The following is a 24,158-nucleotide window of genomic DNA, read 5'->3' on the forward strand; positions in this document are numbered from 1 at the left end:
TTCAATACTATATAAAGACCTATTTCGTTTTATAATGAGATAGGTTTTTTGTTTTTGTACAACTTCAAAAGATTGAATTTGAAAGTTTCCATAAAAAATCAATATCTTTACGCTCAAAAACGTTTTGAAACGTAGTCCGTTAGGACAATCACTATATATTTAAATTATGGCATGTACAAACTGTTCAACCGCTGATGGTGGTGCACCAAAGGGGTGTAATAATAATGGGACTTGCGGCACCGATAGCTGCAACAAACTTTCGGTTTTCGATTGGTTGTCAAACATGACGTTACCAGGTGGTCAAGCACCTTTTGATGCTGTTGAAATTAGATTTAAAAACGGAAGAAAAGAATTTTTTAGAAATACCGAAAAACTAACGTTATCTATTGGAGACATTGTCGCTACCGAAGCTTCTCCTGGTCACGATATCGGAATTATCACTTTGACAGGCGAATTGGTTAAAATTCAAATGAAAAAGAAAAATGAAAATCCCGATAAAGATTTAGCAAAAATATATAGAAAAGCTTCGCAAAGAGATATTGATATTTGGACAGAAGCCCGAAATAAAGAAGAAGCGGTGCGTATGCGTGCTCGTGAAATCGCTATCAATTTGAAGTTAGAAATGAAAATTTCTGATGTAGAATTTCAAGGCGATGGTTCAAAAGCAACGTTTTATTACACGGCTAATGATAGAGTCGATTTTCGTCAATTAATTAAAGAATTTGCTCAAGATTTCAAAATTAGAATCGAAATGAAGCAAGTAGGTTTCCGTCAGGAAGCAGCTCGTTTAGGAGGAATAGGTTCTTGCGGAAGAGAATTGTGCTGTTCTACTTGGTTAACCGATTTTAGAAGTGTGAATACTTCGGCAGCACGATACCAACAGTTGTCGTTAAATCCACAAAAGTTAGCGGGTCAATGTGGAAAACTAAAGTGTTGCTTGAATTACGAATTAGACACTTATTTAGATGCATTGAAAGACATGCCTGACATGGAAACCAAGCTTTACACTGAAAAAGGTGATGCATATTGTCAGAAAATCGATATTTTCAAAGAAATTATGTGGTTTTCTTATGCGAATGCACCAGCTCAATGGATGGTTTTGCCTGTTGCAAAAGTGAAAGAAATTTTAGCAATCAATAAGAAAAAAGAACGCGTTGCTGGTTTAGAAGATTATGTAATAGAAACGGTTCAGGAAGTAGAGAAAAAATTTGAAAACGTAGTAGGTCAAGACAGTTTAACACGTTTTGATCAACCTAAGAAAAAATCAAATAATAGAAACAAAAAGAAGAAACCTACAAATTTTAAAAATGCACCTAAAAAAGACTAATTTTATTGGTTTGATGCTGATTGCTGTGCTTTTTATCTCTTGCGATAAACAACAATTTTTCAGCGAATATAAAGAATTAGATGGTACTTGGAAAAAGGCAGATACCTTGCGTTTTACATTTGAACAAAAGGATACTGTAAATCCATATCATTTGTTTTTGAATGTTAGAAACAACAACGATTATCCGTTCAACAACATGTATTTGATTGTTTCCATGAAAGAACCAGGGAAAAAACCAACAATCAAAGTAGATACATTAGAATACTTAATGGCAAATCCAGATGGAACGCTAATGGGCGAAGGTTTTTCAGATGTTAAAGAAAGTAAATTGTGGTATTTAGAAAATCACAAATTCAAAAGAGCTGGAAAATACAATGTTGAGATAGTTCAAGCAGTTAGAGAAACAGGAAAAGTAGAAGGTGTAGCTGATTTGAAAGGAATTACAGAATTAGGGTTACGAATAGAAAAAACAAAATAACATGGCTACAAAACCAGTTACAAACGATTATTCTGCCTACAAAAGAAGATTTTGGCAACTTTTTATGTATGGCTTTTTAGGAATTATTTTATTATTCCTTTTTGCTTCGTGGGGCTTTTTTGGAAAAATGCCTTCATTTGATGATTTAGAAAATCCAGATTCAAATGTGGCAACCGAAATTATTTCTGCTGACGGAGTAGTTATTGGTAAATTTTATAAAGAAAACAGAACACCTGTTAAATATGAAGATTTGCCACAACATCTAGTAAAAGCGCTAGTTGCAACTGAAGACGAACGTTTTTATGAGCATTCAGGAATTGATGCTAAAGGAACATTGAGAGCAGTAGTAAAATTGGCTCAAGACGGTGGAGCTAGTACACTTACCCAACAATTAGCTAAAAACTTATTCCATGGAGAAGGTTCAAAATTTATCCTCTTTAGAGTAATTCAAAAAGTAAAAGAATGGATCATTGCTGTTCGTTTAGAGCGTCAATATACCAAGCAAGAAATCATCGCTTTGTATTTAAATCAAGTAGATTTTGTAAACGGAGCAGTCGGAATTCGTTCAGCAGCAAAAATTTACATGAATAAGGAGCCAAAAGACTTAACTATTGAAGAAGGCGCTTTGTTTGTAGGAATGTTAAAAAATCCTTCGTTATATAATCCTAACCGAAAAAAAAGAGCAAAATTAGTCTTAGACCGAAGAAATACGGTTTTAGGTCAAATGGTTAAAAACGGTGTAATTACCGAATCAAAAAAAGAAGAGTTAAAAAAACTTCCAATCAAATTAGACTTCAGACCTGAAAGTCATTCAGAAGGAAGTGCTACCTATTTCAGAGAATATCTAAGAGATTACATGAGAAAGTGGGTAAAAAATCACTTAAAGGATGATGGAACGGAATATGATTTATATCGCGATGGTTTAAAAATCTACACGACTATTGATTCTAAAATGCAACAATATGCAGAAGAAGCGGTAACCGAACATTTAAAAAATCTACAAAAAGAATTTTTCATTGCAGCGAAAGACAAAGAAAATGCTCCTTTTGTTGATATTACTCCTGAGCAAACGCAACAAATTATGTTGCAAGCCAAGAAGAATTCAGAACGTTGGAGAAAAATGGACTCGAATGGTAAAACAAAAGAAGAAATTCTTAAATCTTTTGATGTGCCAGCAAAAATGAAAATCTTTACGTATGAAGGTGAAAAAGACACCATCATGAAACCAACAGATTCGATCATATATTACAAACACATGCTACAAACAGGTATGATGGCAATGGAACCAAGAAATGGCCACATAAAAGCATGGGTTGGAGGTGTAAATTATAAATATTTTCAATACGATCACGTAGGTCAAGGAGCAAGACAAGTAGGTTCTACTTTTAAGCCATTTTTGTACGCAACGGCTATCGAGCAATTAGGAATGTCGCCTTGTGATTCTATAATCGACAGTTATTTTACGATGCCAAAAGGCAAATGGGGAATTGATAAAGATTGGTCTCCAAAAAACTCAGACGGAAATTACAGAGGAACCACAACTTTACAGAAAGCGTTGGCAAATTCGATTAACACAGTTTCAGCTAAATTAATTGATAGAGTCGGTCCACAAGCAGTAGTTGACATGGCAAAAGAATTAGGAGTAACATCTGATATTCCTGTGCAACCTTCAATTGCGTTAGGAGCTGTTGATATTACCGTTGAACAAATGGTTGGTGCAATGAGTACGTTTGCCAATCAAGGAGTATATGTAAAACCAACATTTATCATCAAAATAGAAGATAAAAACGGAGTAGTTATTGACCAACCAGTACCAGTAACAAAAGATATTGTAAATAAAGATGTCGCTTATGCTGTTATAAAATTAATGGAAGGCGTAACCAGTTCAGGAACAGGAGCTCGTTTAAAATATGGTGGTGGTGGTTTCATCCAATACGATTATAGTTTTGGCAATCCAATTGCAGGAAAAACAGGAACTTCGCAAAACAATTCTGATGGATGGTTTATTGGAATGGTACCTAATTTAGCTACTGGAGTATGGGTTGGAAACGAAGACAGAGCTGCTCATTTTAGAGCCACAAGATTAGGTCAAGGAGCAACAATGGCATTGCCTATTTGGGGAATTTTTATGAAAAAATGTTATGCCGATAGCGATTTAGATGTGTCTAAAGATCCTTTTGAAAAACCAGAAAATTTATCCATAAAAGTAGATTGTTGGACTCCTAAAAAAGTAGTAGATACCACAGCAGTTCCAACAGACGAACCTAATATGGACGAGTTCGGATTATAAACAACAACAAACCAAAATATGATTTCTAGAAAAGTTAATAACGTTAAAGAAGCTTTAGAAGGAATTCAAGACGGACAAACCATCATGTTAGGTGGTTTTGGTCTTTGTGGAATTCCCGAAAACAGTATTGCTGAATTAGTACATAAAAATGTAACCAATCTAACTTGTATTTCCAATAATGCAGGTGTAGATGATTTCGGATTGGGATTACTTTTACAAAAACGTCAAATTACAAAAATGATTTCTTCTTATGTAGGTGAAAATGCCGAATTTGAACGTCAAATGCTTTCAGGTGAATTAGAAGTAGAATTAACACCACAAGGAACTTTAGCCGAAAAATGTCGTGCTGCTCAAGCTGGAATCCCTGCTTTTTTTACACCAGCTGGTTTTGGAACTGAAGTAGCTGAAGGTAAAGAAACACGGGAGTTCAATGGAAAAATGCACGTAATGGAATTGGCTTACAAAGCTGATTTTTCTATCGTAAAAGCATGGAAAGGTGACGAAGCAGGAAATCTTATTTTCAAAGGAACGGCTCGTAATTTCAACGCTTGTATGGCAGGTGCTGCAAAAATTACAATTGCTGAGGTAGAAGAATTAGTCCCAGCAGGAACTTTAAATCCTAACGAAATTCACATCCCAGGAATTATGGTAAATCGTATTTTCCAAGGAGAGAAATTTGAGAAAAGAATTGAGCAAAGAACTGTTAGACAAAGAAGTTAATCATGGCATTAGATAAAAATCAAATCGCAAAAAGAATAGCACAAGAAGTAAAAGACGGTTACTATGTAAACTTAGGAATCGGAATCCCAACTTTAGTTGCCAATTACGTTCGTACCGATATTTCAGTAGAATTTCAGTCGGAAAACGGAGTTTTAGGAATGGGTCCATTTCCTTTTGAAGGAGAAGAAGATGCTGACATCATCAACGCAGGAAAACAAACGATTACCACTTTGCCAGGAGCAAGTTTCTTTGATTCGGCGTTTAGTTTCGGAATGATTCGTGCGCAAAAAGTAGATTTAACTATTTTAGGAGCGATGGAAGTTTCCGAAAACGGCGACATTGCCAACTGGAAAATTCCAGGAAAAATGGTAAAAGGAATGGGTGGCGCTATGGATTTAGTAGCTTCTGCAGAAAATATTATTGTAGCCATGATGCACGTAAATAAAGCTGGAGAATCAAAAATTCTTAAAAAATGTACGCTTCCATTAACAGGTGTTGGTTGTGTGAAAAAAGTCGTTACTGAATTAGCCGTTTTAGAAATCACTCCAAACGGTTTCAAATTATTAGAAAGAGCGCCTGGCGTTTCAGTAGAAGAAATCATCAAAGCAACAGAAGCCGATTTAATCATTGATGGAGATATTCCTGAAATGAGTATTAATTAGCCAATTAGTCAATGAGGCAATGTGCCAATAAGCTAATTAGTAAATTAGCTAATGAAAAAAATCGATACATTGACACATTGTCTCATTGACACATTAAATAAATATATAAGCCATGATAACATTTCAAGAAAAGTACAAAAACAATTTAATTCTTTTAAAATCATTTGAATTTGCTAAAAAAGTGGTTCAATACACAGAAAAATTAGAAGAAGACAGAAAGTATGTAATTGCTAATCAACTATTAAAATCAGGAACTTCGATAGGAGCAAATATCAAAGAAGCTCAAAATTCTGAAAGCAAAGCAGACTTTATTCATAAAATGAAAATTGCAATGAAAGAAGCTGATGAAACCGAATTTTGGTTATTCCTTTGTAACGAATTAGAAAATTATCCAAATACAGAAGAATTACTAACTGAAGTTTTTGATATATTAAAAATTACAAATAAAATCATTTCAACAACCAAAAAAATTAGCCAATAAGGCAATGAGACAATATGCCAATTAGTTGATGAGTTAGTAATTTAATAATTGACTAATTCTCAAATTGACACATTGTATCGGCACATTGGCACATTGACTAATTGACACATTAACATGTTCCCAAAAGTAATTCTAAAATCAGGTAAAGAAAAATCTATTCAACGTCGTCACCCTTGGATTTTCAGTGGTGCGGTTTATGGCGTGAGTCGTGAAATAAACGATGGCGAAATGGTAGATGTAGTCGATTCGAAAAACAATCATTTAGGAACCGGATATTTCAGTGATAAAGGAAGTATTGTGGTTCGTATTTTGACGTTTGGCGAAGAGACTTTCTCTGAAAACTTTTGGGCAGCCAAACTACAATCGGCTTGGTATTTACGCACCCAATTATTAGATTTTGAAGTTACCAATGCGTTCCGAGTAATTCACGGAGAAGGCGATGGAATTTCGGGATTGATTATTGATTATTACGATAAAAATTGGGTAATACAAGCGCATTCGACAGGAGTTTTTCTTCAAATGGAGCAAATTTCTGAAGCCATAAAATCTAATTTTACAGACTATTGCGAAACCATTTATTGCAAAAGTTCAGGAACTTTACCGAATACTGGAACCGATTATTTCTTATTCGGAAACAAAGCAGAAGCAGTTGCTAAAGAGAACAACATTTTGTTTTCAGTAAATTGGGTAGAAGGACAAAAAACAGGGTTTTTCTTAGACCAACGCGATAACCGAAAGTTATTAGGCGAATTCTCAAAAGGCAAAAAAGTATTAAACACGTTTTGTTACACAGGCGGATTTTCAATTTACGCGATGAGTGCTGGCGCAGAATTGGTAACTTCGGTAGATATCTCTCAAAAAGCGGTAGATTTAGCAGCCAGTAATATGGAATTAAATTTTCCAAACGCCAATCATAAAGCAGTTGCGGATGATGTATTCAACTTCATGAAAGAGCACACGCAACAATACGATGTTATTGTATTAGATCCGCCCGCTTTCGCGAAAAGCATCAAAAGTAAACATACGGCAACGCAAGCCTACAAACGTTTAAATATAGCTGGTTTAAAAGCCTTAGCACCTAACGGAATTTTATTCACGTTTTCGTGTTCACAGGTAATTGACGATGTTTTGTTTTACAACACTGTTGCCGCAGCAGCCATAGAAACCGGAAGAAATATCCGAGTCTTACACAAATTAGAACAAGGCCCAGATCACCCAATCAACATTTATCACCCAGAAGGGCATTATTTAAAAGGATTGGTGTTGTTTGTGGAGTAGTTTAAAGTGTTCAGTGGTCAGTATGAAGTGTTCAGTATTTCACGCATAGTTTCATTCAGAACGAATCTTAATTTATTTTGTTCAAACAAGAAGATAAATATTTTCTCTTATGAAATCAATTTCAAATTTTTATAAAACACTCATAATTATAGTTTTAACTTTAATTATTTCATATAGTTTTCCTTCGATGTTTGCTAAAGGTGGAATGAATATGAAGTTTCATTATTTCAATTTTCTATTTGTCTTAATAGTAGGGGTGATATTAATTTATGATTTTTATAAAATAAATTTCTTAAAGAAAATCGTATTCTTATTTACAGTTTCATTATTTACATTTATTTCAGGAATATATTTGGTTCAAGAAATATTAAAAAATGTTTATGACTATGATTATGAATTGCATATTAGATTTAATGATGCTGTTTTTAATGCAAATATCATTTTTTACAGTATTCTAGTCTTTATAGAATTATTGTCTTTTCAAATTATTAAGAGATTTTACAAATAAAAAACCTGCAAGTCTTTTTCAACTCACAGGCTATCTTAAATCTTAATTCTTTTATCTTAATACTTTACAAATTCATAAAGAAATCATTCCCTTTATCATCAGTTATAATAAACGCAGGGAAATCTTTCACGGTAATTTTACGAACGGCTTCCATGCCTAATTCTTCAAAGTCTACTACTTCTACTGATAAGATGTTTTCTTTTGCTAAAATCGCAGCAGGACCACCAATCGAACCTAAATAGAATCCTCCGTATTTCTTACAAGCGTCCATTACTTGTTTTGAACGATTTCCTTTCGCTAACATAATCATGCTTCCGCCAGCGGCTTGGAATTCGTCTACATAAACGTCCATTCTTCCTGCGGTTGTGGGTCCAAAACTTCCTGATGGCATTCCGTCTGGAGTTTTTGCTGGACCTGCATAATATACTGGATGATTTTTGAAATATTCTGGCATTGGTTTTCCAGCGTCTAATAATTCTTTGATTTTTGCATGCGCGATATCACGTGCCACAATCAACGTTCCGTTTAATTTTAAACGCGTTTTGATTGGGTATTTTGATAATTCTGCTAAAATTTCTGGCATTGGTTTGTTCAAATCAACTTCCACCGCAGGCTCTAAATGAGGTGCTGTTGTTGGTAAAAACTGTCCTGGATTTGTTTCTAATTGCTCTAAGAAAATACCGTCTTTCGTGATTTTCCCTTTGATATTTCGATCTGCTGAACAAGAAACTCCCATTCCAACAGGACATGATGCGGCATGACGAGGTAAACGAATGACACGAACATCATGTGTTAAATATTTTCCACCAAATTGTGCTCCAATTTGACTTTCTTGACAAATAATTTGTACTCTTTTTTCCCATTCTAAATCGCGAAACGCTTGACCCGACATGTTTCCAGAAGTTGGAAGATTGTCAAAATATCCTGCTGATGCTTTTTTTACGGCTGCTAAGTTTGCTTCTGCAGAAGTGCCGCCAATTACGATAGCTAAGTGATACGGAGGACAAGCCGCTGTTCCTAAATCCATAATGCGCTCACGAACAAATTCGTCTAACGATTTTTCATTTAACAACGATTTTGTTTTTTGATATAAGAAGGTTTTGTTGGCCGAACCACCACCTTTTGTTAAAAATAAGAACTCATATGAATTTCCTTTTTTCGCATAAATATCAATCTGCGCTGGAAGATTTGAACCTGAGTTTTTTTCTTCAAACATCGAAATTGGAACAATTTGCGAGTAACGAAGATTTTTATTTTGGTACGTATTGTAAATTCCTTTTGATAACCATTCGCCGTCTTCCACACCTGTGTAAACGTTTTCACCTTTTTTGGCAACCACAATCGCAGTTCCAGTATCTTGGCAAGAAGGCAATTGACCTTCTACAGCCACCGCAGCGTTTTGTAATAAATTATAGGCCACAAAACGATCATTGTCTGTTGCTTCTGGGTCTTCGATAATGTTTCTTAGTTTTTGTAAATGTGCCGAACGCAACATAAACGAAACGTCGTCCATTGCTTCTTGTGCTAATAATTCTAATCCTTTTGGGTCCACTACTAAGATTTCTCTATCGCCAAGTTGTTCTACTTTTACGTAATCTGAAGTTAATTTTTTGTAGTGTGTATCGTCTTTTAGAATAGGATACGGGTCTTGATATAAAAAGTCCATTTGTGTATGTTTTGAAAGGTAAAGTTACGGATTCTTTGTGTTTTGTAAAAGATTTATGATGCTTATTTAGAATTTCTTAAAAAAACCAACTCGCCACAAAAATCGCTGTAATTACACAAATCAAATCCACCAAAAGCATCATTCCTAACGTATAGCGTGTGTTTTTAATGTTGACACTTCCAAAATAAACAGCAATAACATAGAAAGTGGTTTCGGCACTGCATTGAAAAATACAACTCAATCTTCCAGTTAATGAATCAGGGCCAAATTGTTTCATCGCATCAATCATAAACCCTCGTGATCCACCAGAACTAAAAGGACGCAACATCGCCACAGGAAGCGAATCAGTGATTTCTTTAGCGACACCCAAATGTGCAAAAACAAACGAAATTCCGTAGCTGATGTTTTCAAACAAACCACTATTTCTAAATAACGATATCGCCACTAACATTCCCATCACATAAGGAAAAATAGTAACTCCCGTTTTTAATCCGTTGTTGGCACCAACTACAAACGTGTCGAAAATGGTGGTTTTGTTTTCCACAAATTTCTTTTCTTGAATGAATGAAAATATTAGGGTAAAACCAATAATTAATATCAATAATAATCCCGAAAGATTTGAAGTGAAATAGTTTTTTCCAATTAAATCTAAACTGTTTACGTAAAACAACAACCCAACAATAGCTCCAATAACTCCCATTAAAACCGCTAATAAAGAGGCGCTTTTAAAATTTACTTTTTGCTTAATTCCTACCAAAACAAAAGCTGCAATGGTTCCAATAAAAGACGTGATGATACACGGCAACATCACATCAGCAGGATTGGCAGCGTTTTCAGCAGCACGATAACCAATAATTGAAGTGGGAATTAAGGTCAAACCAGCTGCATGCAAACACATAAACATGATTTGGGCATCACTTGCAACATCTTTGTCTTTGTTGAGTTCTTGTAAACTTTGCATGGCTTTTAAACCAAAAGGCGTTGCGGCAGAATCTAATCCTAAAAAGTTGGCCGCAAAATTCAAAGTCATGTAGGATATTGATTCGTGGTTTTTAGGAATAGATGGGAATACTTTGGCAAACATTGGACTTAGCTTTTTAGCCAATCGCTCTGACGCACCAGAAATTATAAGTAATTCCATTATTCCACAGAAAAAAGATAAATAAGCAATCAATGGCAGAATCAAATCAAACAAACTACTTTTAGTCATAGGAAGTAAACCGTCGGCTTGCTGTTTTCCACTGAATATTTTTACCGTTTGTTTGTTGTAAACATAAGTGGTATCGGCATCGGCAGTATTTTTATTTAAAACAAACGTTTTGTCTTCTGCTTTTTGTAAACTATCTTGAACAAATTGAGGTACTTCGTTTAAATATTTTTCACCAATTAAAAGTGGTTCGCCTTGTTTTCCATTCAAAACATAATCGATTGAATAGTATTGCGAAGAAAATAATCCAAAGACAATAAAAAAGATAGACGATACAAATATCACCAACCAAAATCTGCTTAAAACCATGTGTTATATTTTTTGTAAATGTAGTTAATCAAGTTCAAGTTCAAAAATCAAGTTCAATTTCAAGATTTTGGAATTTGGAATTTGGAATTTTCTTATTGGAATTTATACTTTAAACGTGAATAATTTCATCATCAATCAATAAATCTTCTCTTCGTAGTCGGAGAAAAATTTGGGCTACAGCTATAACATCTTTTTCGCAGTAGGTGATAATTCTATCAATATTATCTTCAACATAGAAAACGTGTGCTACTTCGCTACCGTCGATATCATCTTTTGGCGATGGAATCCCTAAAACTTTTGTAAGCAATTTTAAAGAAGTAAAATGTTTATAATCGCCAAATTTCCATAATTCTAAAGTATCTAAATGAGGTACTTCCCATGGTTTTTTACCGAATAAATTGAGTTTGTTTGGCAAAGCAATTCCGTTGATAATCATACGTCGAGCAATAAACGGAATGTCAAATTCTTTGGCATTATGACCACATAAAACGTGTTGCGCTCCGTTGAAATGAGTATTTAATAAGTTCGAAAAATCATTCAAAATTTTCTTTTCATCACCCCAAAAACTGGTTACTCTGAAATTTCTGATATCGCCTTTGTTCACAAAATAACCCACAGAAATGGTGATGATTTTTCCAAATTCGGCCCAAATTCCAGCACGTTCATAAAAATCTTCGCCAGAAACTTCGTCTTTGCGTTGGTATTGGGTTTTGTGTTCCCATAAATAACGTGTTTCTTCGTCTAAAATACCATAATTTTGGTGTTCTGGAACGGTTTCAATGTCTAAAAACAGAATGTTGTTTAAGTTAATTTTCTCAATCATTTTTGTATGGTTTATAGTTAATTTAGTTTCAGGTTAATGTATTTTCTATTTTCTTGCTTTTTTTTTCTTTTTCCCAACATTTCATACGCTTCTTCCACATAAACATATAAATCTTCACTGTGTGGATCATAAGTTGTTTGCACACCTTTTAAATGGCCTAATCGCACAATAATTAAATCATCTTCAGGAATTACAATTACAAATTGCCCTAAATGACCCCGCATGTAATACAAATCTTTGCCTAAAAAGTTGTTCATCCACCAACCATACCCATAATGTGGCGTTTCATTAAAGCGAGGTGTAATGCATTTTTTTACAAAAGCACTATCCAATAATTGTTTGCCGTTCCAGTTTCCATTATTCAAATATAATTTACCAAAACGCGCAAAATCTCTTGCGTTGCTAGCGATACAACAATAGGCTTTTTCAATTCCATCAGGTGCTTCATCTAATTGCCAAAGGGCTTCGTTTTCGGCTCCCATTGGTTGCCAAAAGTGCTTTGAAACATAATCGGATAAATATTCTCCAGTAGCTTTTTCAATACACATGGCTAATAATTGGGTAGCGCCACTTAGATATTTGAACGATTGTCCAGGTTTTTCATTGATGTTTAATCCAAGAATTACTTTATCTAAATCATCATCAAAATAAGCTCGGGTTACAATTGAAAACGGACTGTAATATTTTTCGTCCCAACTTAAGCCAGAAGCCATTGAAGATAAATCACCAACGGTTACTTCTTTTGCAAATTTTCCTTTTAACTCCGGAAAAAACTCGGTTACTTTTTGGTCTAAACTTTTAATTTTTCCTTCCATAATGGCTTTTCCTAATGCCATTGTAACCACGCTTTTTGCCATTGAAAATGAATTGGTTTTGGAGTTTTTATCAAATCCATCAAAATAACTTTCGTGCCAAATGCTATCATTTTTAATGATTATGTAAGCTATTGATTGTAATTCTTTATGCGTTTTTTGTAAATTTTGAGTTGCGGGAACCGAATTATAATCTGATGCAATTGCCCATGGTTGAGCTGTTCCTTTCTTAATTTCTCGATTCGGAAATTCTTTATAATCTTCTAAAAAAGCGGTAGTATATCCTTTAAAATAAATTGTTTTTACAGCGCGAAGTAAATAATCAACATCAAAAATGTATAGAATAATGATAATCGACGCAAAAATAATTGCGAACCATTTTAGGAATTTCAACAGGAATTTCATTTACTAATTTTATAGGATTGTGTTATAAAAGTAGCAAAAAGTTAGAATGATTTTAAAAAAACTAAAACAAACTTTCTTGTTTCACAGGATTTTCATGTTCTAATAGCCATTTTTTTCGCCATAAACCGCCTGCATAACCCGTTAATGAGCCATCAGAACCTATGACCCGATGGCAAGGAATTATAATCCAAAGAGGATTTTTACCGTTTGCAGAAGCAACTGCGCGAATTGCTTTTACATCGCCTAATTTTTTTGAAAGGTCTAAATAAGAACACGTTTTCCCGTATGGAATATTTAATAATTCTTGCCAAACTTTTTGTTGAAAATCAGTTCCTGATGGATTAATTTTAAAGGAAAAATTAGTTCTTTTTCCTTTAAAATAATCATCAAGTTGAACAACAGCATCTTTTAGCTCTTTAGGAATTTTTGTAGAAGTTTCAGTTTCTTCATTTAGTACATGAATTTTTGAAACGCCTTTTTCATCGCCACAAATTTCTGTAAATCCTAAAGGGGTTTTTATAATTGCTGTTTTCATTTTGTAAATATAAAAAAAACCACCTGATTATTCAGGTGGTTTAATAAGATGCAAAAGTTGAATTAATAATATTTTTATGATCTAATGTCTGTCTTTTTATCAGTGGTAGCTGGAGCAGTTGTATCAATTACTTTTCCTTTAAAAGAAACAGTTTTTGATGCGTCAATATTACCTTCTTTTGTTAAGATAGTAACTGATTTTTGAAAACCACCAGGTGATGCAGCATTAAATGTAGCGGCTACCATTCCTTTTTCGCCTGGTTTAATAGGTGTTTTTGTGTAATTAGCAGCAGTACAACCACAAGCTGGTTTTACGTTTGTAATCAAAACAGTTTCGTTTGTTGTATTTGTAAACGAAAACTCATAAGTAACTGGTTTTCCTTTTTCAATATCACCAAAATCATGAATTTCTTTATCCCATTTAATAACAGATTGTTTAGGAGCTGGTGCTGGCGTAACAGTTGCTTGAACTGGAGCTTGAACTGGTTTTGCTGTTTCGGTTTTAGCCTCTTTAACTTGTGCAAACGAAGCACTAGCAATAAATAACGCTACGATTGATAATTTAATTGATTTCATACCTTATACTATTTTTAGTTATTTTAATTTTGTGTTACAAAGCTATAGAAACAAAAAAAAGTTCTTGTTAATTAAATTTTAATGATTGTTAATGACTTGTTAACAGTGCTTTTTTACGCTTCTTTTTTTTGTAATATCGTTGCTATTATGAAGTTTAATAGATTTAATACAGTTATTTTTATTGGTTTTTTTGCTATTGTAGGGGTTATCATCATGCAATTGTTTCTACTTAACCAAGCCTATATTTTTGAGAAAAAAGATGTAGAAGATAAAATCCATTTTGCATTGCAAGATGTGGTGGAGCGCATCTATAGAGACAATAAATCAGAATTGCCGACTACAAATTTAATAAAAAAAGTCAGTGAAAATTATTTTATTGTTAATGTAAATGATGTTTTTGAAAATCAAATTTTAGAACATTATTTAAAAACAGAATTTGAAAAAGTAAAATTAGAATTGGATTTTGAATATGCAATTTATGATTGTAGTTCAGAATCTATGGTATATGGAAATTATGTTGCGGTTGATGGAAAAAAAGAAAGTGTTTGCGAAGATTGCTTTTCTAAGAACACCGATTTAACCTATTATTTTGCTATTCGGTTCCCACATGTTAAGCAAAGTTATTTTAGAAGTTTAAGTCAATATTGGGCATTTACTGCGGTTTTATTTTTGGTACTTATTATCTATGTCTATTCGGTTTTCTTAATGTTGCAACAAAAAAGGTATACTGATTTGCAAAAAGATTTTATTAACAACATGACGCATGAGTTCAAAACCCCACTGGCTTCAATTTTAATTGCTTCAAACTACGCTAATTCCCAAAATGAAATAAAAGACAATCCAAAATTGTCAAAATACATGCAAATCATTATCAATCAGAGTAATAAGTTAAATCAACACATTGAAAAGATTTTGTATGTGGCAAAAACAGATAGTAATCAAATTGTGTTAGAAAAAACTCAGGTTGATGTACAAGCTATCTTAGAGTTGGTTAAAGAGAATATTCAATTAAAACACCAAAAAGACATTCAAATTGAGATAGGTTTACATAAAAAATATTTTGTTCTGGCAGATGAATTTCATTTTTATAATTTAATTTATAATGTTATTGACAATGCTGTTAAGTATTCTGAAAGTGAAGTTAACATCCAAATAACATCCAAAGAAAACACTAAAGGATTACAATTGAATTTTTCAGATAAAGGCATCGGAATTCCACCAAATGACTTGCCTTTTGTGTTTGATAAATTTTATCGTGTTGCGCGTCAAGACAACAAAGATATTGAAGGTTTTGGAATAGGATTATCCTATGTTAAACGCGTTTGCGAATGGCATAAATGGAATGTTTCTGTTAAAAATAATGAAGATAAAGGCATCACAGTGTCAATCCAAATAAATAAAAACGATTATGAGTAAAAAGCGCATTTTATATGTAGAAGACGACGAAACTTTAGCGTTTTTAACAGCCGATAATTTAGAGCAACATTTTGAAGTCTCGCACTGTAATAATGGCAAAGAGGCCTTTCAATTGTTTTGCAAAGAAATTTTTGATTTGTGTGTTTTGGATATCATGTTGCCCGATATGGATGGTTTTGAAATTGCAACCGAAATTAGAAAACGAAATCAAGAAATTCCGATTATTTTCCTTTCTGCGAAAACCATGAAAGAAGACCGAATTAAAGGTTTGAAACTGGGTGCAGATGATTATTTAATAAAACCGTATTCGATAGAAGAACTTATTTTAAAAATCGAAATTTTCTTAAACCGAAGCCAAAAATCGACCGATAATTCGACCCAAAAACAATATACTTTTGGCAGTTTTCATTTTGAACCTGAGAACTATTTACTAAAGAATGAAAGCCAAAATATCACGCTAACTGAAAGAGAAGCTTCGTTACTTAAGTTGTTTTTAGACAATCCAAACACCGTTTTAAAACGCGAAAAAATTCTGATGGAATTGTGGGGTAGTGATGATTATTTTTTAGGCAGAAGTTTGGATGTTTTTATTTCTCGATTACGAAAAATCATAAAAGAAGAAACCCACGTTAGAATTGAAAATATTCCGCGCGTGGGCTTTAAATTGGTGGTTGAGTAATTGTTTATTCTAAACTCATCATGTAAGCTTCTAATGCTTTTCGGTCTTCAGTAGACATAGCTTTTGTAATTACAAAATTGGCTTTCATAATCTCATATTGAGAAGCATCTACTAAAGGTTCCCCTTTGCCATTAATAAACGAAGCAATACTTGCGCCTTTTTCTTTGTAAATTTTAGCAATGTCTTTAATTGAAGGCCCAACGACTTTAACATCTGCTTTGTGACAAGTTGCACACGTTCCTTTTCCTTCAAAAAGTTCTTGTCCTTTTGCTAATAATGGATCAACTGTTGCTTCAGGTTGCGCTGTCGCATCTTTGTCAACAGGATTTCCGTAGCTGTCGGTTTCTTTTTTTTCACCACAATTAGTCAGTGTAATTGCTAAGGCAAAAACGGCTAACGATTTTAATATAAGTTTCATGTTTATAAAGTTTAGAAATATCGATAAAATTACACTATCGATTTTACTCAGAATGTGACAAATGTCACATTACTTATTTAATAAAATAGCTGCTTCTTTGGCAAAATAGGTTGAAATTAGACTTGCACCTGCTCTTTTAATACACATTAATTGTTCCATCATAATTTTATCATGATCTAACCAGCCTCTTTCGGCAGCCGCTTTAATCATGGCATATTCTCCCGAAACATGAAAAACCGTTACTGGAACATCAACTGCATTTTTAACTTCTCTAACAATATCTAAATAAGCAATTCCGGGTTTTACCATAACCATATCTGCTCCTTCTTCTACATCCCATAATGCTTCTTTAACCGCTTCAATTCGATTGGCGTAATCCATTTGATACGTTTTTTTGTCTTTCGGCACTGCTACATCGGCTTCTTTTGGAGCACTATCTAAAGCATCTCTAAAAGGGCCATAAAACGCTGAAGCATATTTAGCCGAATAACTCATAATTCCTACATTTTGAAAACCTGCAGCATCTAAACCTTGTCGTAAACGCAATACACGACCGTCCATCATGTCACTTGGTGCAACAAAATCGGCTCCAGCTTGTGCGTGAGAAACGGCCATTTTTACTAAAGCATCGTTAGTTGCATCATTAGCAATATCGCCGTTTTCAATGATTCCATCATGACCATAAATTGAGTAAGGATCAAGTGCTACATCTGGCATTACAATCATTTCAGGGCAAGCTTTTTTGATAGCACGAATCGCTTTTTGCATCAAACCATTATCATTCCAAGCTTCTTTACCAGTATTATCTTTTAATGATTCATCTACTTTAACATAAATATTCACCGCACGAATTCCCAAAGCAAAAAGTTCTTTTACTTCTTCAACAGTCAAATCTATTGAACGACGAAATATTCCAGGCATTGACGAAATTTCAGATTTGTAATTCTCGCCTTCAGCAATAAACATAGGAAACATAAAATCTGCCGGACTTAAACTGGTTTCACGAACTAAACTTCTTATGGATTCGTTTACGCGCAATCTTCTACCTCTGTGTAATGGAAACATAATTTGTATTTCAAATATTAAAGCGTAAAGTTAGTTATTTTTACCGAAATTCTTTCTTTTACAATTGATAGTATTGTGTTAATTTATACTATTTTTGTCCTATGAAAAAGCTATTCATTTTAAGCATTTGTCTCCTGCTAACCAGTTGTTTTGAAATAACTGAAAAAATTAAACACAACAGTAATCAAAGCGGTGATTATAGCTTAGTGATTGATTTTTCTAATTCTTGGCTGAAAACTAAATCGGCTATTTTGTTAGAAGAAGTGGATGGTGTGAGCATTCCAAATGAAGAAGATATCAAATCAAAATTAGCGCAATTTAGAGCCGATGCCTCTAAAATAAAAGGGACTTCAAAAATTTCTACCTCGTATGATTTTAATACTTATGTGTTTAAAATTAATTTCTCATACAATTCTATAGAAACATTGAATGCAGTTTTGAACACAATTGATAAGAAAAACACATTGGTTCATTTTAAAAATAATAATGGAAGATTTGAACGGATAGCTTCATATCCATTGCCAAAAGATTTAGCTAAAAAAGAAGACAAAAAAGAAGATTTACTTGAGGCAAATATTACAGCAGTTTATACCTTTGACAAAGATGTTGCCACAGTTCAAAATCCGAATTCTAAACTTTCAAAATCAAAAAAAACAGTGTTTTTAAAACAAAATATATGGAATGTTTTAAACAACAATAAACTGATGAATAATTCCATAAGTTTTAATCCTTAATTTAATATGAGAACGTATTTTTATTTATTATTTGCCCTTCCAGTCTTACTTTTCAGTCAAAACAATTCAAAAGAGCACGACTATTTTATTCAATTTAACACACCACAATTTGCTAAAAAAGTCAATATTGATGAGTTGTTCAATCACAAAGCGTTTAAAAGTTTTAATAGAGAAAATTCAGATTTTAAGCTTAACGATTTTATTTCATATATAAATCAATCAAAACCAGTTGTAATTCATGGAAATTTCACAGATAGTATTGCGTATTATCAAATGACATTTCCGCTGAAAGACGCAAAAGGATTGACAAATTTTATTCAAAATAAAGTTGATAAAATCAATACAAATACAACAGATTCAATAGTTGATGCAATTAAAATACATTCAAAATATAGTGTTTATTCTCCAAAAAACAACGACTATACTTTAGCTTGGAACAACAATAATTTTATTGTTTATGGCCTTGTTGAAAACAATTATGCGCAACCAAAATATGCTTATGACTATAGTGCTGAAGTTGATAGCGCAGCAGTCGCATACGATGAAGAATATTATGAAGAGGAATATGAAGACGCACCAATTGAAGTAATTGAAGTGGAAGAAGTTGGGGTTGAAGAGGTTGAGGATATCGTTTTGCCACCCGCTCCGGTACAAAGGCCTCTAGAAGCTGTTACAGATGAAAACTGGGAAGACGATGAGGAAACAGATTATGATGATGATTTATATTATAATAAATGGTTAGCAGATCGTGAAAATGAAGTAATTCAAGAACGAAGAGAAAAACAAGTAAAACAAGAAGAACAAGTAGCCCTTTTGTTTGATAACGATTTTGTATTTCCTTCTTCGGATAAAATTAACACAAAAGCCGATATTTCTTCGTGGGTGGATTATCAATCGGTTTATGGCAAAATGAATTCATTTTATTACTTGTTTAGAACATTTACACCAAATCAAAACACGGCTTCTTATAAAAACGTGGTAAAAGGAATGAATGTTGATTTTTATTTTGAAAACGACAAAGCAAGAATGGAGCAAACGATTGAATATTCGGAATCGTTAGCAAAAGTTATGGGAAAAATAATTGATAGAAAACCAAATAAAAATAGTTACAATTATTTTCCAAAAGAAACGCCGTTGGCTTATATGTCATATCATTCAAGCACCGAACAGGTTTTGAAAAGTTACCCAGAGATTACGGAGCAAATTTTAGCAAATTTACCATTTGATCAACAAGATACGGAAATCATTACTGACTTGGTAAGTACAATTGTTGATGAAGAGGCTACAGCAACGCTTTTTGATGGAGATTTTTCAATGTTTTTACATAGTATGGAACCGTATGAGTATACATACACTGGTATTTCGTATGATGAAGATTACAACCAAGTCAAGGAAGAAAAAACCATGACTAAAACAAGACCTATTTTCACTATGATTATGACATCAACACATCCAACAATGGGTGATAAATTATTGAATTTAGGCGTAAGAAAAAATGTATTAGTAAAAGAAGGTAATCATTATGTTGTAAAAGAATTTACAGAAGTTGGAAAATTAGCATTGTTAAAAGACGGTGATGTTTTTGTAATTACAAATGGATTAAATTACTTGAATAATGGTTCAAAATCAGATTTTTCTAAACAAGTTAAAAAAGAGTTGAGTAAGAATTATTTATACGGCAACTTCGAAATGCAACGTTTCATGAAAAGCATGTTGATGTCTGAAAATTTCGGGAAAGACACCGAAAAAATGCTAAAAGTGAGCAATCAGTTTAAAAACATAGAATTCAAATCTTCAAACAAAATAAAAGGGAATAAAATGAAAGTTGAAATGGAAATGAATTCCAACTTTTCAGATAAAAATATTATTTTACAAACGTTGGATTTAGTTGATTATTTAAACTAGACAAAGGAAAAAATAAAAAACTCCGCTATTTTTAATAGCGGAGTTTTTTTATACCCAATCAACAGGTTTTGCTAATACTTTGATCAATTTTTCTTCTTCACTTCCTGGTTCTGGATGATGGTCATATACCCATTGTACATGTGGTGGTAAACTCATCAAAATACTTTCAATTCTTCCGTTGGTTTTTAGCCCGAAAAGGGTGCCTTTATCATGAACTAAATTGAATTCTACATAACGACCACGACGAATTTCTTGCCATGTGCGTTGCGCCTCCGTATAAGGTAAATCTTTTCTTTTTTCCACAATGGGAACATACGCTTGTAAGAAAGAATTTCCAACTTCTGAAACGAAATTGAACCAATCTTCCATCGACATTTGCTCGGTTGCTTTTAAGTAATCGAAAAACAAACCGCCAATTCCACGAGCTTCAAATCTATGTGCGTTCCAAAAGTATTCGTCGCATTTCTTTTTATAGTTCGGATAAAATTCAGGGTTATGTTTGTCGCAAGCATTTTTACAAGTTTGATGAAAATGTTTGGCATCTTCTTCAAACAAATAATAAGGAGTTAAATCTTGTCCGCCGCCAAACCATTGATTAATGATTTTTCCATTTTCATCATACATTTCAAAATAGCGCCAATTGGCATGAACCGTTGGCACCATCGGATTTTTCGGATGAATTACTAAACTTAATCCGCAAGCGAAAAAATCGGCTTCTCCTACACCAAACATCTTTTGCATGGTATCAGGTAATTTTCCATGAACGGCTGAGATATTCACACCACCTTTTTCAAAAACGTTTCCGTTTTCAATAACACGGGTGCGACCGCCACCACCTTCTGGTCGTTCCCAAATGTCTTCACGAAATTTGGTGCTGCCATCAATGTTCTCTAACCCTTTACAGATTTGATCTTGCAGGGTTTGTATGTAGGTGTAAAATTTATTTTTCATTTTTCAACAAGTAGGTTACCAACAAAAGCATTATTAAATAAATACCAATTTGTTTTAGAATTTCCAATATGAATATTACCATATCACAATCGCCATCAAAGCAAATTATTTTTCCAGAAAAAATAAAATTAGAAATTATAAAAAGTATTGAAATTATATAGATTAGTAAATTAGATTTTCTTACTTTTTTTATCCAAAATAATTGACTTAATATGGGATAGGTGAACATTAAAAACCATCCATTAAACCAATATTTGCCACTAAATCGATGAATTAAACTTTTATCTAAAAACAAACAAGTACACCACAACATTATATAAATAATTCCTGAGCATTTAATTATATATAGCGATGAATTTATAAGTTTTCTAGTATTGATTTTTAAAACAACATCAAAATAAAGTAATATAAAAGTAACTATTCCAAAACCCAAAAAAACAGGTTGAATGATGTTACTGTTTATAAAATCTTCTTTCATTTTAAAACATCTTTACTTCTTATATTCCTTCACTGCCTCAACGAACGCTTTAGCATGATCCACAGGAATATTTGGTAAAATACCGTGACCTAAGTTTACTATGTATTTGTCTTTTCCGAATTCATCAATCATTTCATGTACCATTTTTTTGATGGTTGGAATAGGAGAAAGTAAACGACTTGGGTCGAAATTCCCTTGTAAAGTAATGTCACCACCTGTTAAATAACGGGCGTTTCTTGGCGAACATGTCCAATCTACTCCTAAAGCTGATGCTTTTGATTTTGCCATGTCGTTTAAGGCAAACCAACACCCTTTTCCAAATACGATAACCTCCGTTTCTTCGGCTAAAGCTTCAACAATTTGATTGATGTATTGCCATGAAAATTCTTGATAATCCACAGGAGAAAGCATTCCGCCCCAAGAGTCAAAAATCTGAATCGCATTACAACCTGCTTTTACTTTTTCTTTTAAGTATAAAATTGTGGTATCCGTGATTTTTTGCAATAATAAGTGAGCCGCTACTGGGTTTGAAAAGCAAAATCCTTTAGCCGTATCAAAACTTTTGGAACCTTTTCCTTCCACAGCATAACAAAAAATTGTCCAAGGCGAACCAGCAAAACCAATTAATGGCACTTCGTCGTTCAACATTTCTTTGGTTAATTTTACCGCATCCATCACATAACCTAAAGTTTCGTGAATATTCGGCACAAAAACCTGATTTACTTGTTCAGCAGTACGAATTGGATTTGGAATTATCGGACCTAAATTGTCTTTTAATTCTACGTGAATTCCCATCGCTCTTGGCACTACCAAAATATCCGAAAATAAAATTGCTGCATCTGGTTTTACAATACGAATGGGTTGCACGGTAATTTCAGCTGCTAATTCTGGAGTTTCGCAACGGGTGAAAAAATCATATTTATCGCGTAAAGCTCTAAATTCTGGTAAATATCTTCCTGCTTGACGCATCATCCAAACGGGTGGACGTTCAACTGTTTCTCCTTTTAATGCTCTTAAAAATAAATCGTTCTTAATCATTTTTTATGCTTTATGCTTTAAGCAATAGGCTATAAGCGTTTATAATATTTTATTACTTCGGTAATTACATTTTCAACTGTTGGTTGTGCTGCAATTACAATATTTTCTGTTTTGTTTTCTAATGCTTTGGCAGTGGTGGTTCCAATGCAAAAACACGTTTTATTATCTAATGAATTGTTTTCCAAAAAACTATTTACTCCAGACGGACTAAAAAATAAAACGCCATCAAAAGGTTTTTTTATTTGGTGTGGTTTTAGTTTGGTTTCATATACGACAAATTCGTTGTATGCGATTTTATTTTGCTGAAAATAATTTGGAATTGTATTTTTTCTGATGTTTCCACAGAAAAACGTAAACGAATTGCTTTTGTATTTTGCATCAATTATTTGAATTAAATCTTCAGCATAATTAGCATTTTCAATGACTTTGAAACCGTTTTTTTCTAGAAAATTTTTGGTTTTGCTTCCTACACACAAACAAGAAATTGAATGAACGTTTGTTACTTCCGATTTTAATACACTTTTTACAGCTTTTTTACTTGTAAAAACTAGGTAATTGTTTAGTTGAGGCGTTTTAAAAGAAACAGATTTGGTTTGAATAAAATTCTTTTCTACAAGTTCAATTTTGGCATCAGAAAACTTCTTTTTTAATGCTTTAGAAAGTTTTTTTGTAGAGAGAATTTGGTTCATTTTAGCTTCTAATTTGATGTTCTTCTTGTCCTAAACAATACGTTTCAATGTCTTTATTGTTTCCATAAACTACTAAAATATCATTTTCTTGTATGATTGTTTCAGGCAATGGACGACCAACTGATTCTTTTATGATGGATTTTTTACCAATTAAATTTCGTTTTTCTCTCTTACGGATAATGGTAATTAAAGTTAAATGATATTTATCGATAGTATCTAATTCGGCTAATGTTTTCCCAAAGAATTCTGGTTTTGCTTTTACCTCAGAAATTGTATAATTATCATCTAATTGATAATTTTCTAAAGTAGATTTAAAGTTGATTTGTTTGGTTAATCGGTCTGCCGATTCTTGTTCTGGGTGAATAATACTATAAATTCCCATCGCCTCTAAAACCGTGTCGTGTATGGGTGACAAAGCTCTACTAATGATTTTTACATCGCTTAGTTTTTTAATAATCGCTGTTGTGATAATTGCAGCACCTTCGTTTTCTCCAATGGCTACAACAACTTTATCGGCATCTTTTAATGGTAAAGCTTCATAAGACAATTCATTTGTTGAATCTAACGCAATTGCATGTGAAATTTTATCCTTGATAAGATTAATTTTTTCGATGTTTTTATCTACACCAATTACTTCGTTTCCTGTTTCAGTTAAGCTGATGGCAAGCGACATTCCGAAGTTTCCTAAACCAAATACTATAATTTTCAT

The 24,158-nt window shown here is 33.1% G+C and carries 24 protein-coding genes; 12 read left to right on the forward strand and 12 right to left on the reverse strand.

Annotation, left to right across the window (positions count from 1 at the left end; translation table 11 throughout):
* The first annotated feature begins 166 nt into the window (after positions 1-166).
* The 8 genes from OLM52_RS11405 to OLM52_RS11440 all read left to right on the forward strand — a co-directional run bounded on the left by OLM52_RS11405 (position 167) and on the right by OLM52_RS11440 (position 7,744).
* Positions 167-1,327: a stage 0 sporulation family protein gene (locus OLM52_RS11405; protein WP_264548636.1), complete on the forward strand. Its 1,161-nt coding sequence runs from the start codon at positions 167-169 to the stop codon at positions 1,325-1,327.
* On the forward strand, positions 1,308-1,805 hold the full coding sequence (locus tag OLM52_RS11410) for a gliding motility lipoprotein GldH (protein ID WP_264548637.1): 498 nt from the start codon (positions 1,308-1,310) through the stop codon (positions 1,803-1,805). Before OLM52_RS11405 ends, OLM52_RS11410 begins: the two co-directional genes overlap by 20 nt.
* Position 1,806: 1 nt before the next feature.
* Positions 1,807-4,095, forward strand: a complete 2,289-nt coding sequence (locus OLM52_RS11415) for a penicillin-binding protein 1A (RefSeq protein WP_264548638.1) — start codon at positions 1,807-1,809, stop codon at positions 4,093-4,095.
* An 18-nt stretch (positions 4,096-4,113) separates the two neighbouring features.
* Positions 4,114-4,815, forward strand: coding sequence for a CoA transferase subunit A (locus OLM52_RS11420; protein WP_264548639.1), 702 nt, complete (start codon positions 4,114-4,116; stop codon positions 4,813-4,815).
* Positions 4,816-4,817: 2 nt separating this feature from the next.
* Positions 4,818-5,477 carry a CoA transferase subunit B gene (locus tag OLM52_RS11425; protein ID WP_264548640.1) on the forward strand — a complete coding sequence of 220 codons (660 nt, stop codon included), beginning with the start codon at positions 4,818-4,820 and terminating at the stop codon, positions 5,475-5,477.
* A gap of 112 nt (positions 5,478-5,589) precedes the next feature.
* A complete protein-coding gene (locus OLM52_RS11430; RefSeq protein ID WP_264548641.1) occupies positions 5,590-5,958 on the forward strand; it encodes a four helix bundle protein in 369 nt (122 codons plus the stop codon).
* Between the two features lie 114 nt (positions 5,959-6,072).
* Positions 6,073-7,236, forward strand: a complete 1,164-nt coding sequence (locus OLM52_RS11435; RefSeq protein ID WP_264548642.1) for a class I SAM-dependent rRNA methyltransferase — start codon at positions 6,073-6,075, stop codon at positions 7,234-7,236.
* Positions 7,237-7,345: 109 nt separating this feature from the next.
* Positions 7,346-7,744, forward strand: a complete 399-nt coding sequence (locus OLM52_RS11440; protein WP_264548643.1) for a hypothetical protein — start codon at positions 7,346-7,348, stop codon at positions 7,742-7,744.
* A gap of 64 nt (positions 7,745-7,808) precedes the next feature.
* On the opposite strand, the gene OLM52_RS11445 is transcribed toward OLM52_RS11440, so the two are convergent.
* The 6 genes from OLM52_RS11445 to OLM52_RS11470 all read right to left on the reverse strand — a co-directional run bounded on the left by OLM52_RS11445 (position 7,809) and on the right by OLM52_RS11470 (position 14,076).
* Positions 7,809-9,410, reverse strand: a complete 1,602-nt coding sequence (locus OLM52_RS11445) for a fumarate hydratase (RefSeq protein ID WP_264548644.1) — start codon at positions 9,408-9,410, stop codon at positions 7,809-7,811.
* 76 nt (positions 9,411-9,486) lie between these two features.
* Positions 9,487-10,926, reverse strand: a complete 1,440-nt coding sequence (locus OLM52_RS11450; protein ID WP_264548645.1) for a nucleoside recognition domain-containing protein — start codon at positions 10,924-10,926, stop codon at positions 9,487-9,489.
* 109 nt (positions 10,927-11,035) lie between these two features.
* A complete protein-coding gene (locus tag OLM52_RS11455; RefSeq protein ID WP_264548646.1) occupies positions 11,036-11,749 on the reverse strand; it encodes a 3'-5' exonuclease in 714 nt (237 codons plus the stop codon).
* A 17-nt stretch (positions 11,750-11,766) separates the two neighbouring features.
* Entirely contained in the window at positions 11,767-12,966 is a 1,200-nt protein-coding gene (locus OLM52_RS11460) for a serine hydrolase domain-containing protein (RefSeq protein WP_264548647.1), read from the reverse strand.
* Between the two features lie 61 nt (positions 12,967-13,027).
* Positions 13,028-13,501 carry a methylated-DNA--[protein]-cysteine S-methyltransferase gene (locus OLM52_RS11465; RefSeq protein WP_264548648.1) on the reverse strand — a complete coding sequence of 158 codons (474 nt, stop codon included), beginning with the start codon at positions 13,499-13,501 and terminating at the stop codon, positions 13,028-13,030.
* A gap of 74 nt (positions 13,502-13,575) precedes the next feature.
* A complete protein-coding gene (locus tag OLM52_RS11470) occupies positions 13,576-14,076 on the reverse strand; it encodes a DUF1573 domain-containing protein (RefSeq protein ID WP_264548649.1) in 501 nt (166 codons plus the stop codon).
* Positions 14,077-14,223: 147 nt separating this feature from the next.
* Between OLM52_RS11470 and OLM52_RS11475 the strand changes: the two genes are divergently transcribed.
* Both OLM52_RS11475 and OLM52_RS11480 read left to right on the forward strand, forming a co-directional pair.
* Entirely contained in the window at positions 14,224-15,492 is a 1,269-nt protein-coding gene (locus OLM52_RS11475; RefSeq protein ID WP_264548650.1) for a sensor histidine kinase, read from the forward strand.
* Positions 15,485-16,171, forward strand: coding sequence for a response regulator transcription factor (locus tag OLM52_RS11480; protein WP_264548651.1), 687 nt, complete (start codon positions 15,485-15,487; stop codon positions 16,169-16,171). The genes OLM52_RS11475 and OLM52_RS11480 overlap by 8 nt, the downstream gene beginning before the upstream one ends.
* A gap of 4 nt (positions 16,172-16,175) precedes the next feature.
* Here the strand turns inward: OLM52_RS11480 and OLM52_RS11485 are convergent, their stop codons facing one another.
* Both OLM52_RS11485 and hemB read right to left on the reverse strand, forming a co-directional pair.
* The gene (locus OLM52_RS11485) at positions 16,176-16,589 is read right to left on the reverse strand and encodes a c-type cytochrome (RefSeq protein WP_264548652.1); all 414 of its coding nucleotides are present in this window, start codon (positions 16,587-16,589) and stop codon (positions 16,176-16,178) included.
* A gap of 69 nt (positions 16,590-16,658) precedes the next feature.
* Complete coding sequence (hemB, locus tag OLM52_RS11490) at positions 16,659-17,654, reverse strand: porphobilinogen synthase (RefSeq protein ID WP_264548653.1); 996 nt, start codon at positions 17,652-17,654, stop codon at positions 16,659-16,661.
* Positions 17,655-17,755: 101 nt separating this feature from the next.
* Here hemB and OLM52_RS11495 point away from each other — a divergent pair, with 101 nt between their 5' ends.
* Positions 17,756-18,388: a hypothetical protein gene (locus OLM52_RS11495; RefSeq protein WP_264548654.1), complete on the forward strand. Its 633-nt coding sequence runs from the start codon at positions 17,756-17,758 to the stop codon at positions 18,386-18,388.
* A 6-nt stretch (positions 18,389-18,394) separates the two neighbouring features.
* On the forward strand, positions 18,395-20,293 hold the full coding sequence (locus OLM52_RS11500) for a DUF4836 family protein (protein WP_264548655.1): 1,899 nt from the start codon (positions 18,395-18,397) through the stop codon (positions 20,291-20,293).
* Between the two features lie 48 nt (positions 20,294-20,341).
* On the opposite strand, the gene hemF is transcribed toward OLM52_RS11500, so the two are convergent.
* From hemF to OLM52_RS11520, 4 genes are all read right to left on the reverse strand, one after another.
* Entirely contained in the window at positions 20,342-21,244 is a 903-nt protein-coding gene (hemF, locus tag OLM52_RS11505) for an oxygen-dependent coproporphyrinogen oxidase (protein ID WP_264548656.1), read from the reverse strand.
* Between the two features lie 490 nt (positions 21,245-21,734).
* Positions 21,735-22,760 (reverse strand): uroporphyrinogen decarboxylase, encoded by a 1,026-nt coding sequence (gene hemE, locus OLM52_RS11510; protein ID WP_153201084.1) that lies wholly within the window; start codon positions 22,758-22,760, stop codon positions 21,735-21,737.
* A 29-nt stretch (positions 22,761-22,789) separates the two neighbouring features.
* Complete coding sequence (locus OLM52_RS11515) at positions 22,790-23,449, reverse strand: uroporphyrinogen-III synthase (RefSeq protein WP_264548657.1); 660 nt, start codon at positions 23,447-23,449, stop codon at positions 22,790-22,792.
* 1 nt (position 23,450) lies between these two features.
* On the reverse strand, positions 23,451-24,158 hold the full coding sequence (locus OLM52_RS11520) for a potassium channel family protein (protein WP_264548658.1): 708 nt from the start codon (positions 24,156-24,158) through the stop codon (positions 23,451-23,453).

This window comes from Flavobacterium sp. N2820, assembly GCF_025947285.1.
Classification (GTDB): Bacteria; Bacteroidota; Bacteroidia; order Flavobacteriales; family Flavobacteriaceae; genus Flavobacterium.